This window comes from Kineococcus gypseus (genome assembly GCF_050871305.1).
Lineage (GTDB): Bacteria > Actinomycetota > Actinomycetes > Actinomycetales > Kineococcaceae > Kineococcus > Kineococcus gypseus.
On record NZ_JBJLRD010000047.1, the window covers coordinates 1 to 26,422 of the forward strand.

Annotated in this window: 21 protein-coding genes and 2 riboswitches; of the genes, 6 read left to right on the forward strand and 15 right to left on the reverse strand. The window is 76.4% G+C overall.

All coding sequences use genetic code 11. The annotated features are described in order from the left end of the window. Positions 1 to 156: 156 nt before the first annotated feature. The 7 genes from ACRYMN_RS16160 to ACRYMN_RS16190 all read right to left on the reverse strand — a co-directional run bounded on the left by ACRYMN_RS16160 (position 157) and on the right by ACRYMN_RS16190 (position 8,041). Positions 157 to 1,626 (reverse strand): L-serine ammonia-lyase, encoded by a 1,470-nt coding sequence (locus ACRYMN_RS16160; RefSeq protein ID WP_432497271.1) that lies wholly within the window; start codon positions 1,624 to 1,626, stop codon positions 157 to 159. Between the two features lie 5 nt (positions 1,627 to 1,631). Beyond that, positions 1,632 to 2,738 carry a glycine cleavage system aminomethyltransferase GcvT gene (gene gcvT, locus ACRYMN_RS16165; protein WP_432497203.1) on the reverse strand — a complete coding sequence of 369 codons (1,107 nt, stop codon included), beginning with the start codon at positions 2,736 to 2,738 and terminating at the stop codon, positions 1,632 to 1,634. 42 nt (positions 2,739 to 2,780) lie between these two features. After that, a riboswitch (glycine riboswitch) is annotated at positions 2,781 to 2,868 on the reverse strand. 10 nt (positions 2,869 to 2,878) lie between these two features. Further along, a riboswitch (glycine riboswitch) is annotated at positions 2,879 to 2,957 on the reverse strand. 121 nt (positions 2,958 to 3,078) lie between these two features. Further along, positions 3,079 to 4,185, reverse strand: a complete 1,107-nt coding sequence (locus ACRYMN_RS16170; RefSeq protein WP_432497205.1) for a Gfo/Idh/MocA family protein — start codon at positions 4,183 to 4,185, stop codon at positions 3,079 to 3,081. Positions 4,186 to 4,282: 97 nt separating this feature from the next. Continuing rightward, complete coding sequence (locus tag ACRYMN_RS16175) at positions 4,283 to 5,056, reverse strand: ATP-binding cassette domain-containing protein (RefSeq protein WP_432497208.1); 774 nt, start codon at positions 5,054 to 5,056, stop codon at positions 4,283 to 4,285. After that, positions 5,053 to 6,015: an ABC transporter permease gene (locus tag ACRYMN_RS16180; protein ID WP_432497274.1), complete on the reverse strand. Its 963-nt coding sequence runs from the start codon at positions 6,013 to 6,015 to the stop codon at positions 5,053 to 5,055. Before ACRYMN_RS16180 ends, ACRYMN_RS16175 begins: the two co-directional genes overlap by 4 nt. 101 nt (positions 6,016 to 6,116) lie before the next feature. Beyond that, positions 6,117 to 7,106: a sugar ABC transporter substrate-binding protein gene (locus ACRYMN_RS16185; RefSeq protein ID WP_432497211.1), complete on the reverse strand. Its 990-nt coding sequence runs from the start codon at positions 7,104 to 7,106 to the stop codon at positions 6,117 to 6,119. 47 nt (positions 7,107 to 7,153) lie between these two features. Beyond that, positions 7,154 to 8,041: a sugar phosphate isomerase/epimerase family protein gene (locus tag ACRYMN_RS16190; RefSeq protein ID WP_432497214.1), complete on the reverse strand. Its 888-nt coding sequence runs from the start codon at positions 8,039 to 8,041 to the stop codon at positions 7,154 to 7,156. A gap of 242 nt (positions 8,042 to 8,283) precedes the next feature. Here ACRYMN_RS16190 and ACRYMN_RS16195 point away from each other — a divergent pair, with 242 nt between their 5' ends. Next, positions 8,284 to 8,799 carry a hypothetical protein gene (locus tag ACRYMN_RS16195; RefSeq protein ID WP_432497216.1) on the forward strand — a complete coding sequence of 172 codons (516 nt, stop codon included), beginning with the start codon at positions 8,284 to 8,286 and terminating at the stop codon, positions 8,797 to 8,799. 123 nt (positions 8,800 to 8,922) lie between these two features. On the opposite strand, the gene ACRYMN_RS16200 is transcribed toward ACRYMN_RS16195, so the two are convergent. From ACRYMN_RS16200 to ACRYMN_RS16230, 7 genes are all read right to left on the reverse strand, one after another. Next, positions 8,923 to 10,230, reverse strand: coding sequence for an alkaline phosphatase family protein (locus tag ACRYMN_RS16200; RefSeq protein WP_432497218.1), 1,308 nt, complete (start codon positions 10,228 to 10,230; stop codon positions 8,923 to 8,925). Beyond that, entirely contained in the window at positions 10,227 to 12,047 is a 1,821-nt protein-coding gene (locus ACRYMN_RS16205) for an alkaline phosphatase D family protein (protein ID WP_432497221.1), read from the reverse strand. Before ACRYMN_RS16205 ends, ACRYMN_RS16200 begins: the two co-directional genes overlap by 4 nt. A gap of 119 nt (positions 12,048 to 12,166) precedes the next feature. Beyond that, complete coding sequence (locus tag ACRYMN_RS16210) at positions 12,167 to 12,898, reverse strand: glutamine amidotransferase (protein WP_432497224.1); 732 nt, start codon at positions 12,896 to 12,898, stop codon at positions 12,167 to 12,169. A 79-nt stretch (positions 12,899 to 12,977) separates the two neighbouring features. After that, positions 12,978 to 15,329 (reverse strand): phosphoribosylformylglycinamidine synthase subunit PurL, encoded by a 2,352-nt coding sequence (gene purL, locus ACRYMN_RS16215; RefSeq protein WP_432497227.1) that lies wholly within the window; start codon positions 15,327 to 15,329, stop codon positions 12,978 to 12,980. Continuing rightward, the gene (gene purQ, locus ACRYMN_RS16220; RefSeq protein WP_432497229.1) at positions 15,326 to 16,006 is read right to left on the reverse strand and encodes a phosphoribosylformylglycinamidine synthase subunit PurQ; all 681 of its coding nucleotides are present in this window, start codon (positions 16,004 to 16,006) and stop codon (positions 15,326 to 15,328) included. Before purQ ends, purL begins: the two co-directional genes overlap by 4 nt. Then, positions 16,003 to 16,263, reverse strand: a complete 261-nt coding sequence (purS, locus tag ACRYMN_RS16225) for a phosphoribosylformylglycinamidine synthase subunit PurS (protein ID WP_432497232.1) — start codon at positions 16,261 to 16,263, stop codon at positions 16,003 to 16,005. Before purS ends, purQ begins: the two co-directional genes overlap by 4 nt. 161 nt (positions 16,264 to 16,424) lie before the next feature. Beyond that, complete coding sequence (locus tag ACRYMN_RS16230; protein ID WP_432497235.1) at positions 16,425 to 17,831, reverse strand: aspartate aminotransferase family protein; 1,407 nt, start codon at positions 17,829 to 17,831, stop codon at positions 16,425 to 16,427. Between the two features lie 138 nt (positions 17,832 to 17,969). Here ACRYMN_RS16230 and ACRYMN_RS16235 point away from each other — a divergent pair, with 138 nt between their 5' ends. The 5 genes from ACRYMN_RS16235 (at position 17,970) to ACRYMN_RS16255 (ending at position 24,823) form a co-directional block, all read left to right on the forward strand. Further along, on the forward strand, positions 17,970 to 19,643 hold the full coding sequence (locus tag ACRYMN_RS16235; protein ID WP_432497237.1) for a PucR family transcriptional regulator: 1,674 nt from the start codon (positions 17,970 to 17,972) through the stop codon (positions 19,641 to 19,643). A 95-nt stretch (positions 19,644 to 19,738) separates the two neighbouring features. After that, positions 19,739 to 20,965, forward strand: coding sequence for an endo-1,4-beta-xylanase (locus ACRYMN_RS16240; RefSeq protein WP_432497240.1), 1,227 nt, complete (start codon positions 19,739 to 19,741; stop codon positions 20,963 to 20,965). Between the two features lie 46 nt (positions 20,966 to 21,011). Next, on the forward strand, positions 21,012 to 22,049 hold the full coding sequence (locus tag ACRYMN_RS16245; protein ID WP_432497242.1) for a LacI family DNA-binding transcriptional regulator: 1,038 nt from the start codon (positions 21,012 to 21,014) through the stop codon (positions 22,047 to 22,049). A gap of 37 nt (positions 22,050 to 22,086) precedes the next feature. After that, positions 22,087 to 24,411: a SpoIIE family protein phosphatase gene (locus ACRYMN_RS16250; protein ID WP_432497245.1), complete on the forward strand. Its 2,325-nt coding sequence runs from the start codon at positions 22,087 to 22,089 to the stop codon at positions 24,409 to 24,411. A 70-nt stretch (positions 24,412 to 24,481) separates the two neighbouring features. After that, positions 24,482 to 24,823, forward strand: coding sequence for a hypothetical protein (locus ACRYMN_RS16255; RefSeq protein ID WP_432497248.1), 342 nt, complete (start codon positions 24,482 to 24,484; stop codon positions 24,821 to 24,823). A 30-nt stretch (positions 24,824 to 24,853) separates the two neighbouring features. Here the strand turns inward: ACRYMN_RS16255 and arfA are convergent, their stop codons facing one another. Next, the gene (gene arfA / locus ACRYMN_RS16260; protein ID WP_432497251.1) at positions 24,854 to 26,365 is read right to left on the reverse strand and encodes an arabinosylfuranosidase ArfA; all 1,512 of its coding nucleotides are present in this window, start codon (positions 26,363 to 26,365) and stop codon (positions 24,854 to 24,856) included. Between the last annotated feature and the right edge of the window lie 57 nt (positions 26,366 to 26,422).

Below are 26,422 nucleotides of genomic sequence, written 5' to 3' on the forward strand. Positions count from 1 at the left end.
GGCCGGGGGGCGCGGGGGGGGCGGGCGGGGGGGGGGGGGCGGCGGGGGCGGGGGGGGGGGGGGGGGGCGGCGGGGGGGGGCGCCGGCCCCCCCCCCCCCCCCCCCCCCCCCCCCCCCCCCCCCCCCCCCCCCGCGGCGCGCACCGGCGGGCCGGGCTCAGCACTCCGGGACGTCGACCCCCACCGCCGCACCCGCCGCTCCACCGGGTGCCGCGCCCGCCGCCCCGGCCCGCCGGCGCGCCCCGGCGACGGTCAGGGCCAGCCCGCCCAGGGAGGTCTCCTTGTACTCGGAGCGCATGTGCGCACCGGTGGCGCGCATCGTGGCGACGGCGGTGTCCAGGCTCACCACGTGGGTGCCGTCGCCGCGCAGCGCGGTGCGGGCGGCGTGGATCGCGGTGGTGGCGCCGACGGCGTTGCGCTCGATGCAGGGGATCTGCACGAGCCCGCCCACCGGGTCGCAGGTGAGGCCGAGGTGGTGCTCGATCGCGATCTCGGCGGCGTTCTCCACCTGCTCGGGGGTGCCGCCGAGCACGGCGGCCAGGCCGGCGGCCGCCATGGCGCTGGCGGAGCCGACCTCGCCCTGGCAGCCGACCTCGGCGCCGGAGATCGAGCCGGTCTCCTTCAGCACCAGGCCCACGCCGCCGGCGGCCAGGAGGAAGTCGACGGTGGTGGCGTCGTCGGCGCCGGGCACGAAGCGCCGGTGGAAGTGCAGCACCGCGGGCACGATGCCGGCCGCGCCGTTGGTGGGCGCGGTGACCACGCGCCCGCCGGCGGCGTTCTCCTCGTTGACCGCCAGGGCGTACAGGCTCACCCAGTCCATCGCGCGCAGCGCGTCCTGCGGGCCGGTGGGGTCGGCGCGCTGCGCCGCCTCCTCGGCCAGCAGCTGGCGGTGCAGCCCCGGCGCGCGCCGGCGCACTCCCAGCCCCCCGGGCAGCACCCCCTCGCCCACCAGGCCGCGGCGCACGCACGCGGCCATGGCGGCGAAGACGCCCAGCAGGGCGGCGTCCAGCTCGGCGCGGGTGCGGTGGTGCTCCTCGTTGCGGCGCACCAGGTCCGCCACGCCCAGGCCGGTGCGCCGGCACTGCTCCAGCAGCTCCTCGCCGGTGCGGTACGGGTGCGGCACGCCGTCCGCGGCCCCGCCGGCGGGGTCCGGGGCGTCGGGGTCCTCGCGCACGAAGCCGCCGCCGACGGAGTAGGCGGTGCGCCGCGCCAGGACGCGCCCGCCGGCGTCGAGGGCGGTGAAGACCATCCCGTTGGGGTGGGCGGGCAGCGCCGCGCGCAGCAGGCGCACGTCGGCGCCGGGGTCGAAGGGCACCCGGTGCCGGCCCAGCAGCGCCAGCTCGCCGCGCTCGCGCACGCCGGCGAGCAGGACCGGCACGGCGTCGGGGTCGACGTCCTCGGGCCGCTCCCCGAGCAGGCCGAGCACGACGGCGGTGTCGGAGCCGTGGCCGCGCCCGGTGGCGCCCAGCGAGCCGTGCAGGTCCACCCGCACGGCCGCCGCGCGCTCCAGCAGCCCCTCGGCCGCCAGGGCGCGCGCGAAGCGCAGGGCCGCGCGCATCGTCCCGACCGTGTGGGAGCTGGAGGGGCCGATGCCGATGGAGAACAGGTCCAGCACGCCGACCGCCACGCCGCTCACCGGGCCCGGCGGTAGAAGGGCAGCTCGACGACCTCGACGGCCTCGGGGCGCCCGCGCACGTCCACGGCCAGGGCGGTGCCGGGCTGCGCCAGGGCGGCCTCGACGTACGCCATGGCCACCGGGTGGCCCAGGGTGGGCGAGAGCGCGCCGCTGGTGACCACGCCGACGCGGCGGTCCCCGTGCAGCACGGCGTAGCCCTCGCGCCCGGCGCGCCGGCCGGTGCCGCGCAGGCCCACCAGGACCCGCTCGGGCGCGCGCCGCGCCAGGCGCTCCAGGGCCTCGCGACCGGTCCAGGCGCCGGGCTTGTCGAGCTTGACCACGCGGCCCAGGCCCGCGGTGTACGGGTCCACCTCACGGCTCAGCTCGTGCCCGTACAGCGGCATGCCCGCCTCCAGGCGCAGGATGTCGCGGCAGGCCAGACCGCACGGCACGGCGTCGTGCACGCGCCCGGCGTTTAGCAGCGCCTCCCACGCGGCGCCCGCGTGCTCCACGGGCAGCAGCACCTCGAAGCCGTCCTCGCCGGTGTAACCGGTGCGCGCCAGCAGCACCCGCACGGCGCCGGCGGCGGTGCGCAGCGCGGCCGGGGTGCAGCGGTAGTAGCCCAGCGCGGCGAGGTCGGCGTCGACGAGCTCACCGACGATCAGCGCCGCGGTGGGCCCCTGCACCGCCAGCAGCGCCGTCGCCGGCGACTCGTCGGCGACGACGGCGTCGAACCCGGCGGCGCGCGCGGCCAGCTCGCGGGCGACGAGCCCGGCGTTGGAGGCGTTGGCGACGACGAGGAACTCGTGCTCGCCGAGGCGGTAGGTGACCAGGTCGTCGAGGATCCCGCCGTCCTCGTCGACGATCAGCCCGTAGGCGGCCCGGCCCAGCGGCATCGCCGAGGGGCGCCCGACGAGCGCGGCGTCCAGCGCCTCGCCGGCCTGCGCACCGCTGACGCGCACCTCGCCCATGTGCGAGAGGTCGAACAGGCCCGCGGTGGCGCGCACGGCGCGGTGCTCGGCGAGGTCGGAGGCGTAGCGCACCGGCATGGACCAGCCGGCGAAGTCGGTGAACGCCGCGCCGAGGGCGGCGTGGGCCTCGTGCAGGGGGGACGGGCGGGACACGGGCGCTCCTTCCGGGCGCAGCCGCCCGGTGCGGCTGCGCGGACCCCCTCTGTCGCGGCACCTGAGAGCTTCGCGCGCGCGGCGCTTTCCCCGTCGGTGAGGGTCGTGGGGACCCTGCTTTCCAGAGCGGCCTGCCCGTGGCGGTCCTGGGGACCTGAGAGGTTCCGGGGTGGTTGCTCCTTCGGTGCCCGCCGCTGGTGCGCGTCGGGGCTCTCCCGCCCGGGTGCGTGGCCGTGCGATGTGCGGTTGTGCGTGCTGCCGCGAGCGTCGCACAGCGGCGCCCGCCACCACCAGCCACCGCCCGGCGCGCGGGCCCGGGGTCAGGGGCGCGGGCCCGCGATCAGGGGCGCTGGCCGAGGTCCACCTCGACGCGGCGGCCGGTGTGCAGCGACTCCACGCCCGCCGCGCACACCGCCGCGGCGGCGTAGCCGTCCCAGGCGCCGGGGCCGTCGACGCCGGCGCCGCTGCGCACGGCGTCCACCCAGCGCTGCAGCTCGGTGTCGTACGCGGCCGCGAAGCGCTCGCGGAAGTCGGCCGCGACGCCGCCGCCCCAGCCGGTGCGCGACTGGCGCAGCACGCCGACCTCCAGGCCGGTGCGCGCGGTGCCGAGCTCGCCGACCAGCTCGCTGCGCACCACGTAGCCGGTGGTGGAGTTCACGAAGACCTCCACGTCCACCAGGGTGCCGCCGGAGGTCTCCATGAGGACGAACTGCGGGTCCTGCACCCCGCGCGGGGCGTGCGAGGTGCGCCCGGGGGACAGCACCGTGATGGCCGTGACCTCCTCGCCCAGCAGGAACCGGGCCGCGTCGACCTCGTGCACCAGGGAGTCCAGCACGAGCATCTCGGAGGTGAACCCCGGCGGGGTGCTCGCGTTGCGGTGCACGCAGTGCAGCATCAGCGGCCTGCCGAGCTCGCCGGAGGTGACCAGGCGGCGCAGCTGCTCGTGCTCGGCGTCGAAGCGGCGCATGAACCCGACCTGCACGAGGCGGCGGCCCAGGGCCCGCTCGGCCTCGACGACCCGGCGCGAGCCCTCCGGGGAGGTCGTCAGCGGCTTCTCGCACAGCACCGGCTTGCCGGCGGCCAGGGCCCGCAGCACCAGGTCCTCGTGGGTGTGGCCCGGCGTGGCCACGACGACGGCGTCGACGCCGGGGTCCTCGATCGCGGCGGCGGCCCCGTGCACGGCGCGCGCGCCCAGCTCGGCGGCCACGGCCTCGGTGCGGTCGGCGTCCGCGTCGCTGACGGCGACCAGCTCGGCGCCCTTGGTCAGCCGGGCCAGGCGGCGCGCGTGGTCGCGGCCCATCACCCCGACCCCGAGCACGGCCACGCGCAGGTCGCGCGCGCGGGCCGGGCGCGGCGGCGCGGCGGCGGTGCTCTCGGCGGTGGTGCCCTCGACGGTGGTGCCTTCGGCCGTGGTGCCCTCGGCGGTGGTGCTCGTGGCCGTGCTCATGCGCTCTCCGCTCCTGGTGCTGGGGTGCGTGCCGCGAGGGGCCCGCGGCGGGGTCCGCGGGGGCGCCCGCGGCGGGTGGGGTGGTGCCGACGGGACCTCAGGCCCCGTGCTCGCGCAGCTCGTGCCGCAGCTCCTCCAGCTCGGCGCCGCCGGACATCTCGCGCGCCAGCTCGTCCCGGGTGATGTCGGCGCGCAGGTGCTCGCCGGTGGTGCGCCCGCGCTGCAGCAGCACGAAGCGGTCCCCCACCAGGTGCGCGTGGTCGGGGTTGTGCGTGATGAGCACGACGCCCAGGCCGCGCTCGCGCGCCTGCACGACGCGCTTGAGCACCACGCCGGACTGGCGCACCCCCAGGGCCGAGGTCGGCTCGTCGAGGATGAGCACGCGGGCGCCGAAGTGGATCGCGCGGGCGATGGCGACGACCTGGCGCTCGCCGCCGGAGAGGGTGCCCACCGGCTGCTCGGGGTCGCGCAGGTCGATGCCCATGGCGGCCATCTCGTCCACGACGACCTGCTTGGCCGAGCGCCTGCGCAGCCACCCGCCGCGGGTGGCCGGCTCGGCGCCGAGGAAGAAGTTGCGCCAGACCGGCATGAGCGGGGCCAGCGCGAGGTCCTGGTAGACCGTGGCGATGCCGCGCGCGAGGGCGTCGCGCGGGGAGGACAGCCGGACCGGCTCGCCGTCGACGAGGTACTCGCCGCTGTCCGGCGGGTGCACGCCGGAGAGGACCTTGATGAGGGTGGACTTGCCGGCGCCGTTGTCGCCGAGCACGGCGGTGACCTCGCCGGCGCGCACGGCGCAGGAGACGTCCTTGAGCGCCTCGACGCGGCCGAAGGACTTGCCGATGCCGCGCACCTGCAGCACGGGGGCGCTCACGAGCGCACCCTCTGCGCCCGGTTCTTCAGGGCCAGGTTGACGAGCACCGCGGCGAGCAGGATCGCGCCGAGCAGGAACCGGAAGAACTCGCTGGGCACGCCGGCCAGCGGCATGCCCTGCTGCACCATGCCGAAGATCAGGGCACCGATGGAGGCCCCCAGCACCGAGCCGGCGCCGCCGGTGAGCAGGCACCCGCCGATCACGGCGGCGATGATGAAGTAGAACTCGCTGCCGATGCCGGTGGTGACGGTGGCCGAGGAGTACCTGACGACGGTCAGCTGGCCCACCAGCCACGCGCACGCGGCGGTGCCCAGGAACAGGCCCAGGCGCACGCGCAGCACCGGCACGCCCACGGCCAGGGCGCCGGCGGCGTTGCCGCCCACCGCGAAGACCCAGTTGCCGGCGCGGGTCCGGGTCAGCAGCAGCACGCCGACGGCGGTGAGGCCGACCCACCACAGCAGCGAGACCTGGAACCCGGCGTAGGAGGAGCCGAAGACCGCGTGGGCGCTGTCGTAGCCGTTGTACTCCGACAGCCCGCCGACCGTCACCTGGTTGGTCAGCCGCTGCGTGACGGCGTAGTTCAGGCCCCACAGCATGAACATCGTGCCCAGCGTGATGATGAAGCTGGGCAGCTTCGTGCGGTGCACCACCAGGCCGTTGAAGAGCCCCACGAGCAGCGCGAAGCCCAGCGACACGAGCATCGACAGCCACACGTTCACGTCCAGCAGCGTCGTGGTCAGGGCCGTGACCAGGCCGGTCGAGCCGATGAGCACCCCGGCGGACAGGTCGAACTCCCCGCCGATCATCAGCAGCGCCACGGCCACCGCCATGATGCCCAGGTTCGCCGCCGGGTCCAGGAAGTTCGCGATGCCGCTGCGCGAGGCGAAGACCGGCGCGTACGCCCAGAACGCGCAGAAGACGACGACGGCCGCCGCGCCGGAGCCGAACTCCGGCGACATGCAGAAGCGCCGCAGCGCGCCCACGGCGACGAGGCGGTCGTCGCGCCCCGCGCCGGCCGCGGCGGCGGTGCGCGGGCCGCGGGTGGCTCCCGGCGTCACGCTCACCGGGTCCCCCGCTGCACCAGGTCGGAGACCGCGTCGACGTTCTCTCGGGTGATGAACGACGGGCCGGTGAGCACCGGCAGCCCTCCGCCGACGGTGTTGAGGTTGTCGTGGTTGAGCACCAGCGCGGCGATCGGCAGGTACCCCTGCAGGTACTGCTGCTGGTCGACGGTGAACAGCACCCGCCCGTCGCGGATGGCGCCGAGGACGTCCTGGTCGATGTCGAAGCTGGCGACCTGCACGTCGGCCCCGGAGCTCTCCACGGCGGCCAGCGCCGCGGTGGTGACCGAGGGGTTCAGGCCGATGACGCCGTCGACGGTGGGGTCGCCGAGCAGCGCGCCGTTGACGTTGGCCTCGATGGAGGCCGGGTCGTTGAGGTCGACCTGCAGGTTCTCCACCTCGCCGCCGGCGGTCTCGGCGATGCCCTGGCAGCGCTGCTCTAGGCCGACGTTGCCGGCCTCGTGCACCAGGCACAGCAGGTGCGTCACGCCCGCCTCGCGCAGCCGCTCGCCGGCGCCGCGGCCGGCGACGACCTCCGTCTGGCCGACGTGGCCGATGGCGCCGAGCTCGGCGGAGCGCTCCGCGCCGGAGTTGATGGTGACGAAGGGCACGCCCTGTTCCACCGCCTGCTGCAGGGCCGGGCGCAGCGCGTCGGGGTTGGCCGTGGAGACCACCAGGCCGTCGGGGTCGTCGGCCAGCGCGGACTGCACGAGCGTGCCCTGGCGCGAGCCCTCCGGGTCCCCGGTCACCGTCACCTCCACGCCGAACTGCAGGCCGGCGTCCTCGGCGCCGCGCTTGACGACGTTCCAGAAGGAGCCGTCGGGGTTGCTGTGGACGACGACCGCGAAGCTGAGGTCGCGCCGCTCCCCGCCGGCGGGGGCGCCCTGCTCCGGGGCGTCGTCCTGCGCCCGGCCCCCGGTGCCGCAGCCGGCCAGGACCAGGGCCAGGGCGGTCGCCAGGGCCAGGGCGGTGGACTTCCGGGTGCTCATCGGGTTCCCTCCGTGCGTCGAGCGGGCCGGCGCGGTCCTGCACCGCGTCACCGGCAACCGCGCAGGTAGCTGTACGTGCGCCGCGCCACGGGCAGCGGCTGGTCGAAGGAGTCCAGGGGGTACATGTCCTGCTCGACGACGGCGAAGACGTCGCGGCCCAGCCCCTCCAGCGCCTCCAGCACCGGCGGCATGTCCGGCACGCCCCGCGGCGGCTCGACCATCACGCCCAGGGCGACGGCGTCGCCGAAGCCGAGGTCGTCCTGGCGGACCTTCGCCACCACCTGCGGGTCGACCTGCTTCAGGTGCGCGTAGGCGATGCGCTCGGGGTGCTCGCGGATCAGCTGCAGGCTGTCGCCGCCGGAGTAGGCCACGTGGCCGGTGTCCAGGCACAGCCCGACGACCTCGGGGTCGGTCAGCTCCAGGAACCGCTCGACCTGCTCCTGGGTGTCGACGTGGGTGTCGGCGTGGGAGTGGAACGCCATCCGCAGGCCGTAGTGCTCGAGCACCTCGCGGCCCAGGCGGTCCGCCCCGGAGGTCAGGCGCCGCCAGCCGTCCTCGTCCAGCGTCCGCGGCTCGAGCGCCTCGCCCGTGGTGTCGCTGCGCCACTGCCCGGGGATGACGACGAGGTGGGTGCCGCCGAGGTCGCGCGTCAGCGCGGCGACCCGCTCGACCTGCGACCACGCCTCGTCGTAGCGGCCCGGGCGGTGCAGCGCGGCGAAGACGGTGCCGGCGGAGACCCTCAGGCGCCGGGCCGCCAGCTCGTCGGCGAGGCGGGCGGCGTCGGTGGGCAGGTACCCGTACGGGCCCAGCTCGATCCACTCGTAGCCCGCCTCGGCGACCTCGTCGAGGAAGCGGTGCCAGGGGGTCTGCTTCGGGTCGTCGGCGAACCAGACGCCCCAGGAGTCGGGGGCGGACCCGATGGTGATGCGGCTCACGGCTGAACCCTCCACGTCGTCGCGCTCGCGCACCGCGGCGGGTGCGCGAGACGGTCGCGCGCGGCGCGACCTGTCACATGCTCGTCGGAGCGCGCCGTCGAGGTGGACCGCGCGGTCCCTCCGGACAGCGGTCCGGGGCACACGGTGGCACCCGCGACGGCGGAGCACCACTCGAGCGCGTCGCCCGGCACCGAGCGCGGCGGGCGCTGGCGCCGGCGGGCCGGGGGCGGCAGGGTGGCGCCGTGCAGCTGACGGTGCGGGAGGCGGGCGGCGGGCGCCGCGCGGTGCTGGGGCGCGCGGCGGCGATCGGCTCGCTGGCCGGGCTGGCGGGTGCGGGCGCGATGGCGCTGGGCCAGCGCGCCGAGCGGGCCGTCACCGGCCGGCCGGCCTCCCACGTGCCCGGGCGCACCCTGCTGCTGCTGCTGGGCCGCTCCCCCGGCGACGACGAGCGCCCCGCCGCGGCGACGGCCGCCGCGCTGGTGGGCACGAGCGTGGCGCTGGGCGCCCTGCGCGGGGTGTGGCGGGTCAGCGGGCTGGTCGGGGTGCGCGGGAACGTCGCGCAGACGCTGACGCGCGTCCTGGTGGACCAGACGCTGGAGAACGCCACCGGCGCGGGCGCGCCCCCGCGCACCTGGCGGCGCGGGGAGGGCGTGGTGGAGGTGCTGCACGCGGCCGTGGCGGCCGTGGCCACCGGCCTGGTCGTCGAGCGGCTGGTGGACCCGGTGCTGGAGTCGCGCCGCGGCACCACCAGCCACTGAGCACGCCGCGCGCGGGCGCGGCCACGGGCGACCGCGTCGCCGACGAGCCCGTCCGGGCACTCCCGCCGGCCGGGCGCCGACGCCCGGCCGCGGCGGCAGCGGGGCCCCGTCAGCGGAGCCTCGTCAGCGGGGCCGTGCCCGCGGGAGCGTGCTGAAGGCGTCCAGGCGGGCGGTGCCGTCCCACCCGCCCCGCGGTGCGCCCAGCCCGAACAGCGCCGCGACGGTGGGGGCCACGTCGATCGTGCGCGCCGGCGCGGAGGAGGTGCCGCCGCGGCGCAGCTGCGGGTGCCCCCCGGTGACGAGGAAGGGGATCGGCTCGGTCGCCGGGTGGCCGTGGTTCCCGGGGATCGGGTTGGAGGTCACCTGCGGGTCGCTGAAGCGCCACCCCGGACGCGCGTAGGCCACCAGGTCACCGGCCTCCGGCCCGAGCCGCAGCGCCGAGGGCTGCTGCACCGAGAGCACCCCGGGGTGGGCCGCGACGAGCCGGGCGACGTCGGCGAGCCCCTGGCGGCGGCGGTCGGCGGCTCCGGTCCAGGTGATGCTGTCGGCACCCTCGTTCTGGGCGATCACCACCGACGCCTGCAGGTCGGGGCGACCGGCGAGCGCCTGCTGCTGCACGGAGACGAGGTTCGTGGGCACCGAGAAGTCCATGCCGTGGTCGGCCAGCAGCACCAGCACGCTGCTCGACCAGCGTCCCGTCGCGACGAGGTGGTCGACGAAGGTGCCCACCAGCGCGTCGGTCGCGGTGAGGTCGGCGGTGCGCAGCGCCGGCAGCGGCAGCAGCGGACCGGTGGGGTCGCTGTGCCCGACCCTGTCGACGTCGCCGAGGTTGCAGAAGACCAGGTCCGGGTCGTACCTGTCGACGACGTCGACGAGCGCGGGCACCGTCGTGGCGTCGGGGGCGTGCTCGGTCAGCGGCAGGTAGGCGGGAGGCACCCAGCGGTGCGTGGCCCGGGTGCCGAAGATGCCGACCAGGTAGCGCTTGCTGAGCACGCTGGCGGTGACGAAGCCGTTCTGCGGGAGCCTGTCGAGGAGGGTGCCGGCGCGCAGGTCCGTGGGCCGGTCGAGGTCGCGCACGACCCGCTCGACGCGGTCGTAGACGGCGTTGGCGGGCACGCCTGACCTGTCGGGGCGCACCCCGCTCATCATCATGACGTGGTTGGGGATGGTCTCCATCACCGGCAGCGACCTCGCGGCCGGGTAGAGGGTGCCCTGCGCGCGCAGCGCGGCGATCCGCGGCTGGGACGCCGACCCGAACTCGTCCGGGTTGCAGCCGTCGACCACGAGCACGTAGACGCGCACGCGCTGCCCCGGCGACGACGCGGCGGCAGCGGGCGGGGCGGGCGCCCCCACCAGCGCCGCGGCGCCCCCCGCGGTGGCGGCCCGCAGCAGCGAGCGGCGCCCCACCCGGTCGGGCTGCTGCGCGCTCACCGGGACGCCGTCCGCGGCGAGTCGCTGCGCGCCCCCAGCTGCGCCACCGGGCCGGTGACCCGGCGGGACCCCTTGACCGTCTGCCACGAGCTCTCCCACGTCGCCTGCGCTCCCGGGTCGGTGCGGGGGTCCAGGACCAGGCCGTGGTCCCCCCTGCTGCGGATGAAGAAGAAGTCGGTCTGCACGCGCTGCGGCGTCACGTCGACCACCGCGTAGCCGTGCCCGATGCCGTCGAGGTAGCGGACCCAGGGGTTGGCCGCCTGCAGCGCGGTGGTGGCGGCCCGAGCGGCGGCCGCCGTCCCGAGGAGCTCCTTGAAGCCGTCGCTGGTGACCGACGGGCAGACGAACTCCACGCCCACCGAGCGCCCCGCCACCGGGTACGTCGCGTCCGCCCGCTCGGGCAGCTCGTTGGCCCAGGAGGAGTGGATGTCGCCGGTGAGGACCACCGGGTCGGTGCCCGCGCTGCGCATGGCGGCCAGCAGCGCGGCCTGGTCGGCCTGGTAGCCGTCCCACTGGTCGGCGTTGAGGACCTGCCCGGGCAGCACGCCGACGCCGTCGCGCGGGACCGCGTACACCCGCGCGAGGACGGTCTGGTTGCCGAGCAGGTGCCACGGGCGACGGCTGCGCGCGAGCCCGTCGGCGATCCAGGCGAGCTGCTCCGGCTCGGGCAGGTGGCGCGAGGGGTCGGCCAGCGCCGGGTTGACCGCGGGGACGCCGCCGGCACCCGTCGTCGTCGTGAGCACCTGCCGGCTGCGGTTCTGCCGCGTCTCGAGCACCGAGAGGTCGGCGAGGTCGCCGAAGCGGAAGCGGCGGAAGAACTGCTCGCCGCGGTGGGGGGCGGGCTGCCAGGTGCCGGGCTCGCGGATCGGCATCCACTCGCGGTAGGCCTGGAACGCCCGGGCCCGGCGTGCGAGGAAGTCGCCCTCGGCCCGCACGCCGGCCGGCTCGCCCGGACCGGTGTAGGGGGTGTCGGGGTCGTCCTGCTGCTCGTGGTTCTCCGCACCGGTGGCGTACGCGTCGTTGGTGATCTCGTGGTCGTCGAAGACGACGACCCACGGGTGGCGGGCGTGGGCGGCCCGCAGGTCGGGGTCGGTCTTGTACAGGGCGTGGCGCACGCGGTAGTCCTGCAGGGAGACCACCTCCACCGGCGGCTGGTGGTCGCGCACCCCGACGAGGGCGAGGGGTCCGTAGCGGTCCCCGGAGCCCTGCACCCCGGGCACGGCGGGGGTGTTGCCGTACTCGTAGACGTAGTCGCCCAGGTGCAGCACCAGGTCGAGGTCGTCGCGGGCGGCGATGCCGCGGTAGGCGGTGAAGTACCCGCCGGTGTAGTTGCTGCAGGAGACGAAGGCCAGCCGCAGGGCGTGGGTGCGCCCGGGTTCGTCGGGGCTGGTCTGGGTGCGCCCGACGGGCGAGGTGGCCCCCTCGGCGCGGAACCGGTACCAGTAGCGGGTGTAGGGCGCCAGGCCGCCGACCACGACCTTGACGGTGTGGTCGCGGCGGGCGTCGGTGGTCGTGCTGCCCCTGCGGACGACCTTGCGGAAGCCCTCGTCGGCGGCGACCTCCCACTCGACGCGGCTCGCCGGTCCTGCGCCGCTGCCCGGCACCGCGTCGGGCTGCGGGGTCACGCGGGTCCACAGGAGCACCTCGGTGGCGGTCGCGTCACCGCTGGCGACGCCGAACCCGAACACCCCGGAGCGGGCGGCCTCGGTGACCGCGGCCAGGGCCGACTCGGCGCAGAGGGCGGCGGCGCCGAGCGCGGCGGCACCGGCCGCTCCCGCGCGCAGCACGGAGCGGCGGCTGAGGGCGGTGTCGAGCACGCCGGGATCGTCACCCCGGGCGACGACCGGCGGTCGACCGCCGGGGGTCCTCGCGGTGAACATCGCACCCCCCGCGCTGACCGTCGCGCGGCCGCGGGCGCCCCGGCTCCCCGGGGCGCTCAGCGCCGGTAGCGCTCCACGAAGCGGCGCAGCAGCTGCTGCGGGACCTCCACGCGCGCGCGGCGCAGCCGGGCGACGACCTCGTCGTGCTCCTCGGGCGGAAAGTAGCCCGAGCGCCGGTAGGTGCCCACGCGCTGGACGATGCCGTCCACGTCGAGCTCGGGGTGGAACTGCGTGGCGTACAGGTCGCGCCCGACGCGGAACGCCTGCACCGGGCAGCCCGGCGAGCTCGCCAGCACCACCGCGTGCGGCGGCGGCACGCGCAGGGCCTCCTTGTGGCCGACGAACGCCTCGAACGTGGTGGGCAGGCCGGCGAAGAGGGGGTCCTCGCGCCCGGCGGCGGTGAGCGTGACCGGCACCGCGCCGATGGGCTCGCCGAACTCGCGGTCCACCACCCCGCCCTGGTGCACGCCCAGGGTGCCCACGCCGTAGCAGGCGCCCAGGAAGGGCACCCCGCCGTCGACGACGCGGTCCAGCAGCGCGGACAGCTCGCGCTCGACGCGGCGCTGGGTGGGCGACTTGGCGTCCTCGGGGTCGCTCGTGCAGTACGGGCTGCCGCCGAGGACGACGCCGGAGAAGCCGTCCAGGTCCAGCTCGGGCAGCGGCGAGCGCTCCAGGCGCACGCGCACCAGCTCGCCGGGCCCCAGGCCCCCGTACCGCAGGACGGCGGCGTGCTCGGCGTCGGCGACGCCGTCGTCCTCGCGGGTGGCCAGCAGCAGGAACGGCTTCACCCGGCGCACGCTAGCCCGGCGGAGCCCCGGCGCCAGCGGGCGGCGGTCCCGCGGCCGGTGGGCCGCGGGACCGCCGGGCTCAGCCGTCGAAGCGCGCCGGCAGGGTCGCGGTGTGCGCCGCGCGCAGCTCGGCCAGGGGCACGGCGAAGAGCCCCTGCACGTCCAGCGCGGGCTCCTCGCCCTCGGCCGCGTCGGTCACGCCGATGCGCAGGTGCGCCAGGCCGCGCGCGGTGCACATGTCGGTGAAGCGCACCTCCTCCTCGCGCGGCACGGCCACGACCGCCCGGCCGGCGGACTCGGAGAACAGCGCGGTGAAGGCGTCGATCCCGTCGCGCTCGCCCAGCTCGTCGAGCCAGACGCGCGCGCCCACCCCGAAGCGCAGGCAGCCCTCGACGAGGGCCTGGGCCAGGCCGCCGTCGGAGAGGTCGTGCGCGGCCTCGACGAGGCCGTCGCGCGAGCAGTTGACCAGCACGTCGGCCAGCAGCGCCTCGTGCGCCAGGTCCAGCCGGGGCGGCAGCCCGCCCAGGTGGCCGTGCTCGGCCCAGGCCCACTCCGAGCCGCCGAGCTCGTCGCGGGTGGTGCCCAGCAGGTACAGGTTGCGCCCCGCCGCGCGCCAGCCGGAGGGGGTGCGCCGCGCGACGTCGTCCAGCACGCCGAGCACGCCGATCACCGGGGTCGGCAGGACCGCGGAGTCCAGGCCGCGGTCGCCGGTCTGGTTGTACAGCGAGACGTTGCCGCCGGTGACGGGCACGCCCAGCGCCTCGCACGCCTCGGCCAGGCCCTGCACGGCCTCGGCGAACTGCCACATGACGCCGGGGTCCTCGGGGGAGCCGAAGTTCAGGCAGTCGGTGACCGCCAGCGGCCGCGCGCCCGCGGCGGCGACGTTGCGGTACGCCTCGGCCAGGGACAGCGCCGCGCCGGTGCGCGGGTCCAGCTTCGTGAAGCGGCCGTTGCCGTCCAGGCTCAGCGCCACGCCCAGGCCGGTGCGCTCGTCCACGCGCACCACGCCGGCGTCGTCCGGGGTGGCCAGGGCGGTGTTGCCCAGCACGTAGCGGTCGTACTGGTCGGTCACCCACGCGCGGCTGCACAGGTTCGGGGAGGCGACCATGCGCAGCAGGGTGGCGCGCAGATCGGCGGCCGTGCCGGGGCGCGGCAGGCGCTGCGCCGTGGGGGCGTCGGCCTGCAGCGCGTCCTGGGAGCCCGGGCGCGCGTAGGGGCGCTGGTACACCGGGCCCTCGTGGGCCACGGTGCGCGGGGGCACGTCCACGACCGTCTCGCCGTGCCACTGCACCACGAGGTGGTCGCCGTCGGTGACCTCCCCGAGGACCGCGGCCTCGACGTCCCACCTGGCCGTCACGGCCAGGAACGCCTCGACGTTGGCGGGGGTGACCACCGCCATCATGCGCTCCTGCGACTCGCTCATGAGGATCTCCTCGGGCGAGAGCGAGGGGTCGCGCAGCGGCACGCGGTCCAGGTGCACGAGCATGCCGCCGTCGCCAGCGCTGGCCAGCTCGCTGGTCGCGCAGGAGAGGCCCGCGCCGCCGAGGTCCTGGATGCCCTCGACCAGCCCGGCGGCGAACAGCTCCAGGCAGCACTCGATGAGCACCTTCTCCTGGAACGGGTCGCCCACCTGCACCGCGGGGCGCTTGCTGGGGCCGCCGGCCTCGAAGGTCTCCGAGGCCAGCACCGACACCCCGCCGATGCCGTCGCCGCCGGTGCGCGCGCCGAAGAGCACCACGAGGTTGCCCGCGCCGCGCGCGTTGGCCAGGTGCAGGTCCTCGTGGCGCAGGGCGCCCACGCACAGGGCGTTGACGAGCGGGTTGCCCTGGTAGGAGGGGTCGAAGACGACCTCGCCGCCGATGTTGGGCAGGCCGATGCAGTTGCCGTAGCCGCCGACGCCGGAGACCACGCCGGGCACGACGCGGGCCGTGTCGGGGTGGTCGATCGCCCCGAAGCGCAGCGAGTCCATGACGGCGACCGGGCGCGCGCCCATGGCCATGATGTCGCGGATGATGCCGCCGACGCCCGTGGCCGCGCCCTGGTACGGCTCGACGAAGCTGGGGTGGTTGTGGCTCTCCACCTTGAAGGTGACGGCCCAGCCGTCGCCGATGTCGACCACGCCGGCGTTCTCGCCGATGCCGACCATGAGGGACTTCCTCATGTCCTCGGTGAGGTGCTCGCCGAAGGTGCGCAGGTGCACCTTGGAGGACTTGTACGAGCAGTGCTCGCTCCACATCACCGAGTACATCGCCAGCTCCGCGCCGGTGGGGCGCCGGCCGAGGATGTCGCGGATGCGGGCGTACTCGTCCGCCTCCAGGCCCAGCTCGGCCCACGGCTGCTCGCGCTCGGGCGTGGCCGCGGCGCGCTCGACGGTGTCCAGGGCGCCGGCGGTGCGCGCGCCCCGCGCGCCCTGCTGCGTGGGCGCGCTCACGCGCCCACCGCCGCCAGGCCCGCGGTCAGCACCGAGGTGAACAGCCCCAGCCCGTCGGTGCCGGGGCCGAAGCCCTCCTCCACCGCGTGCTCGGGGTGCGGCATGAGCCCCACGACGTTGCCGCGCTCGTTGGCGATGCCGGCGATGCCGCGCAGGGAGCCGTTGGGGTTGGCGCCCAGGTAGCGGAAGACCACGCGGCCCTCGCCCTCCAGGCGGTCCAGGGTGTCCTCGTCGGCGACGAAGCCGCCCTCGCCGTTCTTCAGCGGCACGGTGATCTCCGCGCCGGCTTCGAAGGCGGACGTCCACGCCGTCGCGGTGGACTCCACGCGCAGGCGCTGGTCGGTGCAGACGAACTTGCGGTGGTCGTTGCGCACCAGCGCACCGGGCAGCAGGTGCGACTCGCACAGCACCTGGAAGCCGTTGCAGATGCCCAGCACGGGCAGGCCGCCGCGCGCACCGGCGACGACCTCGCCCATGACGGGGGCGAAGCTGGCGATGGCCCCGCAGCGCAGGTAGTCGCCGTAGGAGAAGCCGCCGGGCAGCACGACGGCGTCCACGCCGCGCAGGTCCGCGTCGGCGTGCCACAGCGCGACCGGCTCGGCGCCGGCCAGGCGCACCGCGCGGCGCGCGTCGCCGTCGTCGAGGGAGCCGGGGAAGGTGACGACGCCGATCCTCACGCGCCCGCCTCCTCGGCGACCCGCACGGAGACGACGTCCTCGATGACCGGGTTGGACAGCAGCCTGGAGGCGGCCTCGCGGGCCTGCTCGAGGACCTCCGGGGTGACCTCCCCGTCGACCTCCAGCTCGAAGCGCTTGCCCTGGCGGACACCGGTGAAGGCGTCGAGGCCCAGGCGCGGCAGGGCGCCCACGACGGCCTTGCCCTGCGGGTCGAGGATCTCGGGTTTCGGCATGACGTCGATGACGACGCGGCCCATGCGCGGCGCTCCTTCGAGGGGGTGGACCTGAGGGGGGGTCTGCCCCCCCAGGCTACCGCCGCGGCGGGGCCCCCCGCTCCGCCGGGCCGCGCCGGGCCGCGCCGGGCCGCCCCGGGCGCTCCCCCGGGTCCCGGGCGGCTCCCCGCCGCGTCCCGGGCGGCTCAGACCAGGCGGGAGGCCTGCACCAGCGTCCGGCGCAGCACGTCCTCCATCTCGTCGAACTCCGCCTGCCCGCACGTCAGGGCCGGGGCGACCTGCACCACCGGGTCGCCGCGGTCGTCGGGGCGCGCGTACAGGCCGTTGGCGAACAGCGCGCGCGGCAGGAACTGCTTGATCAGCGTCTCGCGCTCCTCGGGCCCGAAGGTCTCCCCCGTGCTCTTGTCCTTGACCAGCTCGACCGCCCAGAAGTACCCGTCGCCGCGCACGTCGCCGACGATGTCGAGGTCCAGCAGCCTGCGCAGCGTCGCCCCCAGCGCGGCCTCGTTGTCGAGCACGTGCTGGTTCAGGCCCTCGCGCTCGAAGATGTCCAGGTTCGCCAGCGACACCGCGGCGGAGACGGGGTGGCCCGCGAAGGTGTAGCCGTGGGGGAACGTGGTGCCGCCCTCCAGGAAGGGTTCCATGAGGCGGTCGCTGGCGATCATCGCGCCGATGGGCCCGTAGCCGGAGCTCATCCCCTTGGCGCAGGTGATGACGTCGGGCTGGTAGCCGAACTTCTCGCAGGCGAACATCGTGCCGTGGCGGCCGAAGCCGCAGATGACCTCGTCGGAGACGAGCAGGACGTCGTGCCGGTCGCAGATCTCGCGGACCCGCTGGAAGTACCCCGGCGGCGGGGTGAGGCAGCCGCCGGAGTTCTGCACGGGTTCGAGGAACACCGCGGCCACGGTGTCCGGGCCCTCGAAGAGGATGGCCTCCTCGATGCGGTCGGCGGCCCAGCGGCCGAACTCCACCGGGTCGGTGGGCGCCCCCATCCGCTCGGCGCGGAAGATGTTGGTGTTCGGCACGCGGAAACCCCCGGGGGTCAGCGGCTCGAACGCCTGCTTCATCGCGGGCAGACCGGTGATGGCCAGCGCGCCCTGCGGGGTCCCGTGGTAGGCGGTGGCCCGCGAGATCACCTTGTGCTTCAAGGGCTTGCCGGTCAGCTTGAAGAACTGCTTGGCGAGCTTCCACGCGCTCTCGACGGCCTCGCCGCCGCCGGTGGTGAAGAACACCCGGTTCAGGTCGCCGGGCGCGTACGAGGCCAGGCGCTCGGCCAGCCGGATCGCCGGTTCGGTGGCGTAGCCCCACACGGGGAAGAACGCCAGCTGCCGCGCCTGCTCGGCCATCACCTCGGCCAGCTCGGCGCGGCCGTGGCCGACCTGCACCACGAACAGCCCCGACAGCCCGTCGAGGACCCTGCGGCCGGTGGAGTCCCACAGGTGCGCGCCCTCGCCGCGCACGACGACCGGCGCGGGATGGTCCTGGTAGGCGCCCATGCGGGCGAAGTGCATCCACAGGTGGTCGCGGGCGGCGGACGCCAGGTCCGCCGGGGCCGCTCCCGGTGCGCCCGCGGCCTGCTCGGTGACGCTCATCCCCGCTGCCCTCCCTCGGCGGCGCCCGGCGGCGCCCGTCCCCACCCTCCCCGCGCGAGCCGCCGCGCGGCAGCGACGGGACGTCGCGCCCGGGGCGCCGGGGCCGACGGAACGTCGGCGCGCGGCTACCCTCGCCGCGTGGGCCTGACCGTCGCCGACGTCCTGGCGCTGCCGGTGCTGGCCGCCGGCTCCCCGCGCGTGCTGGCCGGCCGCGGCGGCCTGGGCGCGCCGGTGCGCTGGGTGCACGTCAGCGAGCAGCTGGAGGTGGCCGGCACGCTCGGCGGCGGGGAACTGGTGCTCTCCACCGGCATGGGCCTGCTGGACGAGCGCTTCGACGCGGTGCGCTACCTGGGCTCGCTGACGGGGGCCGGCGCCGTCGGCCTGGTCGTCGAGCTCGGCTCGCACGTGCGCGCGCTGCCGCCGGCGCTGGTGCGCGCCGCGGCGGCGGCCCGCCTGCCGCTGGTCGAGCTGCGCGCCGCGGTGCGCTTCGTGGCCGTCACCGAGCAGGTGCACGCGCGGGTGCTGCACGAGCAGTACGAGCGGCTGCGCTTCTCCGAGGACGTGCACCGGGGCTTCGCCACCCTGGCCGTCGCCGGCGCCGCGGCCGGCGAGGTCGTCGTCCGCGCGGCGGAGCTGGCCGGGCGCGCGGTGGTCCTGGAGGACCTGGCCCACCGCGCACTGGCCTTCGCCGGCGGCCCCGCGGCCGAGGTGCTGCGCGACTGGCAGGCGCGCTCGCGCGCGGTGCCGGTGACCACGGGCACGGCCACGGGCGGGCCCGAGGGGTGGCTGACCGCGCCCGTGGGGCCGGTCGGGCGGCGCTGGGGCCGGCTGGTCGTGCCCGGTCCCGGCCCCGACGCCGAGCGCTGCGCCCTGGTGCTCGAGCGCGCCGCCGAGACGGCGACGATCGCGCGCCTGCTGCGCGAGGGCCCGGGCGGCGGGCGGGACGGCGCGCGCGAGGACGACGACGACGGGCCCGGGCCGGCGCGCCGGGCGCACGACGACCTCCTGCACGACCTGCTGCGCGGGCGGCGCGGCGACGAGGCCGAGCTGCGCGCGCGCGCCCGCGCCCTGGGCGTGCCGCTGCGCGGCGCCTACGCGCCCGTGGCCGTGCGCACCCCGCCCGGGGCGGAGGCGGGGACGGCGGCGGCCGCCGCGCGGGCGCTGCGCGGCGCCCGGCTGGCGGGGCTGGCCGGGGTGCTGCGCCCCGGGGTGGTGGGCGTGCTGCTCTCCGCGCGCCCCGGCGAGCCGGACGGGGCGCAGGGCCCGACGGGGGCGGCGGAGCGGCTGGCGCGCGCGCTGGCCGCCCGCGACGCCGCGGGCGCGCTGACGCTGGGCACCGCGGCACCGGCGGCGACGCTGGCCGCGGCCGGCGAGGGGCTGGTGGAGGCGGCCCAAGTCGCGGAGGTGGCCGCGGCCCTGCCCCACCGGCGCGCCGGTGCGCTGCACCGCGCCGCGGACCTGGGCGCGCGCGGGCTGCTGTGGTGGCTGCGCGAGGACCCGCGCCTGCAGTCGTACGTCGAGGCCCAGCTCGGCGGCCTGCTCGCCGCGCCGGACGGCGAGCGCGCGCTGCGGCTGCTGCGCGAGGAGCTGGAGTGCGGCGGCTCGCCGACGCGGCTGGCGCAGCGCCTGGGCATCAGCAGGCCGGCCGCCCACGGGCGCGTGCAGCGCCTGCGCGAGCGGCTGGGCCGCGACCTGGACGACCCGGAGGAGCGCCTGGCGCTGCACCTGGCGCTGCTGGCGCGCGAACTGCCCGGGAACCTCGCGCCCGTGCCGGGAGTTGCGGGGTCGGTGGGCCTCCCAGGAGTTCCCTGAGGGGTGGGTTGACGCTCGCTGTGCGCGTCCCTACGCTCCGGGTCACCGCTTTCCGGTACCTTTCCGGAACCCTGGCGACGAAGCCGAGGAGAGACATGCGTCCTGCACGCGCCCCCCGCACCACCCGCCGCTTCGGCCGCGCTGCCGCCGTCCTGGTGGCGCTCCCGCTCAGCCTGGCCACGCTCGCCGCCCCCGCCGTCGCGCAGGGCCCCTCGACCGACCGCGCCGCCACCGGCGGCGGCAGCGTCGCCGAGCACCGCCGCCCCGGCCACGGCCACGGCCCCGGCGCCGACACCCTGCGCGGCTCCGCCCCGCGCGACTTCAAGATCGGCACCGCGGTCGCCGGCGGCGGCCACCACGAGGAGCAGGACTACGCGGACCCGTTCGCGTACGACGTGGAGTACCGCGAGGTCATGGCCCGCGAGTTCAGCTCGCTGTCGGCCGAGAACCAGATGAAGTGGGAGTACATCCACCCCAGCCGCGACTTCTACAACTTCTACCCGGCCGACGCGATCGTCCGCTACGCCAAGGAGAACAAGCAGGTCGTGCGCGGGCACACCCTGCTGTGGCACAGCCAGAACCCGCAGTGGCTCATCGACGCCGAGCCCACGCTGAGCGACGCGGAGCTGGAGGGCATCCTCAAGGAGCACATCCAGACGGTCGTCGGCCGCTACAAGGGCCAGATCCAGCAGTGGGACGTCGCCAACGAGATCTTCCTCGAGACCGGCGAGCTGCGCACCGAGGAGAACCTCTGGATCCGCCGCCTGGGCGAGGGCATCATCGCCAAGGCGTTCCGCTGGGCGCACGAGGCCGACCCCGAGGCGAAGCTGTTCTTCAACGACTACGGCGTGGAGAGCATCAACCCCAAGAGCGACGCCTACTACGAGCTCATCAAGGAGCTCAAGGCCCAGGGCGTGCCGGTGGACGGCTTCGCCCCCCAGAGCCACCTGAGCACGGACTACGGCTTCCCGACCGACCTGAAGCAGAACCTGCAGCGCTTCGCGGACCTCGGCCTGGAGACCGCGATCACCGAGCTCGACGTGCGCATCACGTTCGAGGACGGCCAGACGGAGCCGACCCCGGCCCAGGAGGCCCAGCAGGCCGACTACTACCAGCAGGCCCTCGAGGCGTGCCTGGGCGTGAAGACCTGCAAGTCCTTCACCATCTGGGGCTTCACCGACAAGTACTCCTGGGTGCCGGTGTTCTTCGAGGGCCAGGGCTCGGCCACCGTCATGACGGGCGACTACGAGCGCAAGCCCGCCTACTCCGCGCTGCAGGACACCCTGCGCGAGGCGCGCGGCAGCGGCCGCGGCTGGCGCTGAGCGCGCCGTGCTCCGGGCGGCCGCGGACGCGACTACCGTTCGAGGGGTGGCCGCCCCGAGCACGCGTCAGGTGACGATCACCGACATCGCCCGCGAAGCGGGCGTGTCGGTGCCCACCGTCTCCCGCGTCGTCAACGGGCGCGACGACGTGTCCGCGGCGACGCGGGAGAAGGTGGAGGCGCTGCTGCGCCGGCACGGGTACCGCGTGCAGCGCGGCCCGCGGCGCTCGCGGGCCTTCCTGATCGACCTCGTCTTCGACGACCTCGACTCCCCCTGGGCCGTGGAGATCATCCGCGGGGTGGAGGAGGTCGCCCACGCCGCCGGCGCCGGCACGGTCGTCTCGGCCGTGCACGGGCGCAGCTCCTCGGCGCAGGCGTGGCTGCAGAACCTGCACCGGCGCGCCAGCGACGGCGTGCTGCTCGTGACCCCGGACCTGCAGCACGACCTCGGCCCGGCGCTGCGCGACAGCTCCGTGCCGATGGTCGTGGTGGACCCCTCGGGCCTGCCGCCGCTGGACGTGCCCAGCGTCGGGGCGACGAACTGGGCCGGCGGCATGACCGCCACCACGCACCTCGTGGAGCAGGGCCACCGGCGCATCGCGCACGTGGGCGGCCCGTCGCGCCTGCTGTGCAGCCGGGCGCGCCTGGACGGCTACCGCGCCGGGCTGGAGTCCGCCGGCCTGCAGGTGGACCCGGACCTGGTGCGCGAGGGCGACTTCCGCCAGGCGTCGGGGCTGCGCGAGGGCCAGGCGCTGCTGGACCTCGACGACCCGCCGACGGCGGTGTTCGCCGCCAGCGACCAGATGGCCCTGGGCGTGTACGAGGCGGTGCGCCGCCGGGGGCTGCGGGTGCCGGAGGACCTCAGCGTCGTCGGCTTCGACGACCTGGACATGGCCACGTGGGCCTCGCCGCCGCTGACCACGGTGCGCCAGCCGCTGGCGGAGATGGGCGCCACCGCGGCGCGCACCCTGCTGGACCTGGCCGACGGCCGCGAGGTGCCGCACCCGCGGGTGGAGCTGGCCACCGTGCTGGTGGTGCGCTCCTCCACCGCGCCGCCGCGCTCGGAACGCCTCGCCGAGCGCTGAGGCACCTACTCTCAGTGAGCGCACCTATGCTGTGAGTGTGATCGACCGCCGGCGGGAGCACCAGACGCTGCTCGAGGTCACCACCCTGTCGCTGCGGCACGGCCAGGACCTGCGCGCGATCCTGCACGACGCCACCGAGGCCGCCACCGAGGTCACCGGCGCCGCCTACGGCGCGTTCTTCTACCACGACCGCGACGAGCACGGCGAGCGCCTGGACCTGCTGACCGTCGCCGGCGCGGCGGCCGACGCGTTCCCCGCCGACGCCCCCGTGCGCAGCACCCCGCTGTTCGCCCCCACCTTCGAGGGCCGGGCGCCGGTGCGCATCGACGACGTGCTCGCCGACCCCCGCTTCGGCCGCGGCCGCACGGGCGGCGGTGCCCACGGCGCGGGCGGCGGTGCCCACGGCGCGGCGGGCGGCGGGCTGCCGGCCGGGCACGTGCCGGTGCGCAGCTACCTGGCCGTGCCGGTGACCTCCACCGACGGGCGCGTGCTCGGCGCCCTGCTCCTGGGCCACGGCGAGCCCGGCCGCTTCGACGAGGAGGCCGAGGCGGTGGCGGTGGCCGCCGCCCGCGGCGCCGCCATCGCCGTCGACAACGCGCTGCTGCTGGGCGAGCAGCGCGCCGCGCGCCGGCTGGCCGAGGAGCGCGAGGCGGCCGCGGAGAGGGCCGCCGCGCGCACCGCGCTGCTGCAGTCCATCACCGCGCTGCTGTCCACGAGCGCCACCACCGCCGACATCGCCGCCGCCGTGCCGCGCGCCGTCACCGAGGTGACCGGCTGCACCGCCGCCGCCCTGTACCTGACCGACCCGGTGCACCGGGTGCTCGCCGCCCACAGCCACCCCCCGCTGCCGGCCCACCTCGCCGGGCTGGGCGTGGTGCCCCTGCACGCCGACGACCCGGTGGCCGAGGCCGTGCGCACCGGGCGGCCGGTGCTCTTCACCGTCGAGCAGGCGCAGCGCTACGAGAACCTGCGCGGGGTGGACCCCGGCGTGGTGCGCTCCAGCGTCGTCGTGCCGATGCTCGACCGCAGCGGGCGCTCGCTGGGGGCGCTGAACGTCAACTGGGTCGACCCCGAGCCGCACCACGACGAGGTCGAGCTGTTCTCCAGCGTCGCCGCGCAGACCGCGCTGGCGCTGGAGCGCGCGCAGCTCCTCGACGCCGAGCGCGCCGCCCGCGAGGACCTCGCCGCCTCCGTCGGCGCGCTCACCGAGCTCGCGCGCACCCTGCAGCGCGGGCTGCTGCCGCGGCGCCTGCCCTCCCTGGAGCGCGTCTCGGTCGCCGTGCGCTACCAGCCGGCCGTGGTCGGCGCCGAGGTCGGCGGCGACTGGTACGACGCGGTGGCCCTGGACGACGGGGTGGTCTTCGTCATCGGCGACGTGCAGGGCCACAGCACCACGGCGGCCGGGCTCATGGGCCAGCTGCGCACCGCCGTGCGCGCCTACGTCAGCGAGGGGCACGGGCCGGCGGAGGCGCTGGAGCGCACCAACCGCCTGCTCGTGGACCAGGCCGAGGAGCTGTTCGCCACCTGCTGCCTGGTGCGGCTGGAGCAGGGCTCCGGCGCGGTGACGGTCGCCACCGCCGGGCACCCGGCGCCCCTGGTGGCCGACGAGCGCGGCCTGCGGGAGCTGGACGTGGAGCCGGGCCCGCCGCTGGGCGTGGACCCCGAGGCCGTCTTCCCGGCCTCCTCGCACCGCCTGCGCGGGCGCAGCCGCGTGGTGCTCTACACCGACGGCGTGGTCGAGTCGCGCGCGACGCAGCTGGACGCCGGGGAGGAGGCGTTGCGCCGCAGCGTCTCCGAGGGCCTGGCGGCCGACCCGGGGATGGGCTGCGAGGAGCTGGCCGACCGCATCGCCACGAGCATCCCGCACCGCCTGGACGACGACGCGGCCCTGCTGGTGCTGGAGTACCGCGGGCCCGCCGTGCAGCTGGAGGAGGCCGCGCTGCCCCTGACCGCGGACGCGCGCGCGGTGGCGCAGGCGCGGTGGTTCCTGCGCACCGCCCTGACCGCGTGGGGGGCCGGCGACCTGCTCGACGAGGCCGAGCTCGTGCTCAGCGAGCTGGTCACCAACGCCGTGGTGCACACCGAGTCCGCCGCCGCCGTGCAGCTGCGCTACGACCGCGCCGCGCGCCGGCTGACCCTGAGCGTGCAGGACCGCTCCACGCGCCACCCGCGCCAGCGCCACGCCGGCGCCGACGCCCTGGGCGGCCGGGGCCTGGGCATCGTCGAGGCCGTGGCCGACGACTGGGGCGTGTCGGTGGAGGGCGACGGCAAGACGGTCTGGGCCGAGCTGGCCGTCGAGCCCGGGGCGGGGACGGAGCAGCGGGAGCGGGAGGCGTCCCCGTGGACGGTCGACGTCGGGTGAGCTGACGCCGGCGGCGCCGCGCCGTGCGATGCTTGGGTCCTCAAGCTCCCGCGCGACGCCGGAGGTAGCCGTGCCCCACCTCAGCGCTGAAGAACGAGCCGTCCTGGAGCACCTGCGGGCCTGGTACCGCACCCACCGCGGTGCGCTGCCCGCCGAGCGGGTGGCCGAGGCCACGGGCCTGAGCACCGACGCGGTGTGCGACGCCGCCGGGGTGCTGGCGGTGGCCGCCGGGGTGCGCACCTACCACGGGTCGCGCCAGCGCCCCGCCCGGCGCGGGACGGACACCCCCGCGGCCGGCCCGGCGGGGGCGTCCTCGGTGCTGTTCCTGGACGCCCCGCAGCCACCGCGGCGGGTCGTGAACCTCACCGCGGGCCCGCTCGAGGCCGGCGCCCGCGGGCTCGGCCGCCGCTGAGCGGCCGGGCCCGCCGGGCGCCGGGTCGCCTCAGCGGGGGACCTGCAGCACGAACAGGCTCCAGGACGCCGGCGGCAGCTGCGCGCGCAGCGTCGTGCCGTCGATGGTGGCGTCCTCGTGCGGGCGGGGGGTGACGCGGTCGGGTGCGTCCGCGGTGTTCACCGCGAACAGGTCGTCGCCGCCGATCAGGTGCGTCTGCGCCAGCGACACCTCGCCGAAGCCGCGCAGGTCCGTCGAGAACGCGATCGGCTCGGTGGGGTGCCGGTTGACGACGAACACCGCCAGCCGGCCCTCGTCGGGGTCGACGGTGGCGACGGCGTCCAGGACGCGCGCCTCGCCGTGCTTCGCGGTGGTCAGGGTGGGCGCGTCGACGCGCAGGTCGAGCACCTGGCCCTGCGCGTGCCGGGCGGTGAGCGCGAAGGGGTGGAAGATCGTCTGGCGCCACGCCGGCCCGCCGGGCTCGCAGCGGATCGCGCTGATCGTGTTGACCAGCTGCGCCTGGCAGGCGGCCGTCACGCGGTCGCTGTGCCGCAGCAGGGTGATGAGCAGCGAGCCCACGACGACGGCGTCCAGCGCCGTGTAGGCGTCCTCGCTCAGCCGGGGGGCGGGGGTCCAGTCCTCCGGCATCCCGCTGCTCTGCAGCTCGCGCACGTACCAGACGTTCCACTCGTCGAACGCGATGTCGATCCTCTTCGACGAGGACAGCTTCGCCCCCACGTGGTCGGCCGTGGCGACGACCTCGCGGATGAAGCGGTCCATGTCGACCGAGGAGGCCAGGAAGCCCGCGACGTCGTCGCCCTCGAGCTGGTAGTAGGCGTGCGCGGAGACGTAGTCCACGACGTCGTACGCGTGCTCCAGGACGGTCGCCTCCCAGGCGCCGAACGTCGGCATCGAGCGTCCCGACGACCCGCACGCGACGAGCTCCAGGTCCGCGTCGAACTGGCGCATCGCGCGGGCCGTCTCGGCCGCGAGGCGCCCGTACTCCTCGGCGGTCTTGTGCCCGAGCTGCCAGGGACCGTCCATCTCGTTGCCCAGGCACCACATGCGCACGCCGTGCGGCTCCTTGGCGCCGTGCTCGATGCGCGCGTCGGACAGCGCGGTGCCCTGCGGGTGGTTGGCGTACTCCAGCAGGTCGATGGCCTCCTGCAGGCCGCGGGTGCCCAGGTTCATCGCCATGATGGGCTCGACGTCGGCCTTGCGCGTCCACTTCACGAACTCGTTCAGCCCGAACGCGTTGCTCTCGATCGTGCGCCAGGCGGGGTCCAGGCGGGTCGGCCGGCTCTCGACCGGGCCGACGCCGTCCTCCCAGCGGTACCCGGAGACGAAGTTGCCGCCCGGGTAGCGCACGGCGGTCACGCCCTGCTCGCGCACCAGCGCCAGCACGTCGGTGCGGAAGCCGTCGTCGTCCGAGGCCGGGTGGTCCGGCTCGAAGATCCCGCCGTACACGCAGCGACCCATGTGCTCGACGAACGACCCGAACACCCGGCGGTTCACCGGTGCCACGACGAACGCGGGGTCGATCGACAGCTTGCCGCTCTGCATCAACTGCTCCTGGGGGTGTGCTGGGCCTGCTCGGCCGGGTGGGGTCGCGACCGCGGG

Bases quoted from the DNA above. Each gene is read 5' to 3' on its own strand.
- ACRYMN_RS16170 (WP_432497205.1), bottom strand. From the start codon at position 4,185: ATGAGCACGGCCACGAGCACCACCGCCGAGGGCACCACGGCCGAAGGC.
- ACRYMN_RS16180 (WP_432497274.1), bottom strand. From the start codon at position 6,015: ATGTCGCCGGAGTTCGGCTCCGGCGCGGCGGCCGTCGTCGTCTTCTGC.
- ACRYMN_RS16185 (WP_432497211.1), bottom strand. From the start codon at position 7,106: ATGAGCACCCGGAAGTCCACCGCCCTGGCCCTGGCGACCGCCCTGGCC.
- purS (WP_432497232.1), bottom strand. From the start codon at position 16,263: ATGGGCCGCGTCGTCATCGACGTCATGCCGAAACCCGAGATCCTCGAC.
- ACRYMN_RS16230 (WP_432497235.1), bottom strand. From the start codon at position 17,831: ATGAGCGTCACCGAGCAGGCCGCGGGCGCACCGGGAGCGGCCCCGGCG.
- ACRYMN_RS16240 (WP_432497240.1), top strand. From the start codon at position 19,739: ATGCGTCCTGCACGCGCCCCCCGCACCACCCGCCGCTTCGGCCGCGCT.
- arfA (WP_432497251.1), bottom strand. From the start codon at position 26,365: ATGCAGAGCGGCAAGCTGTCGATCGACCCCGCGTTCGTCGTGGCACCG.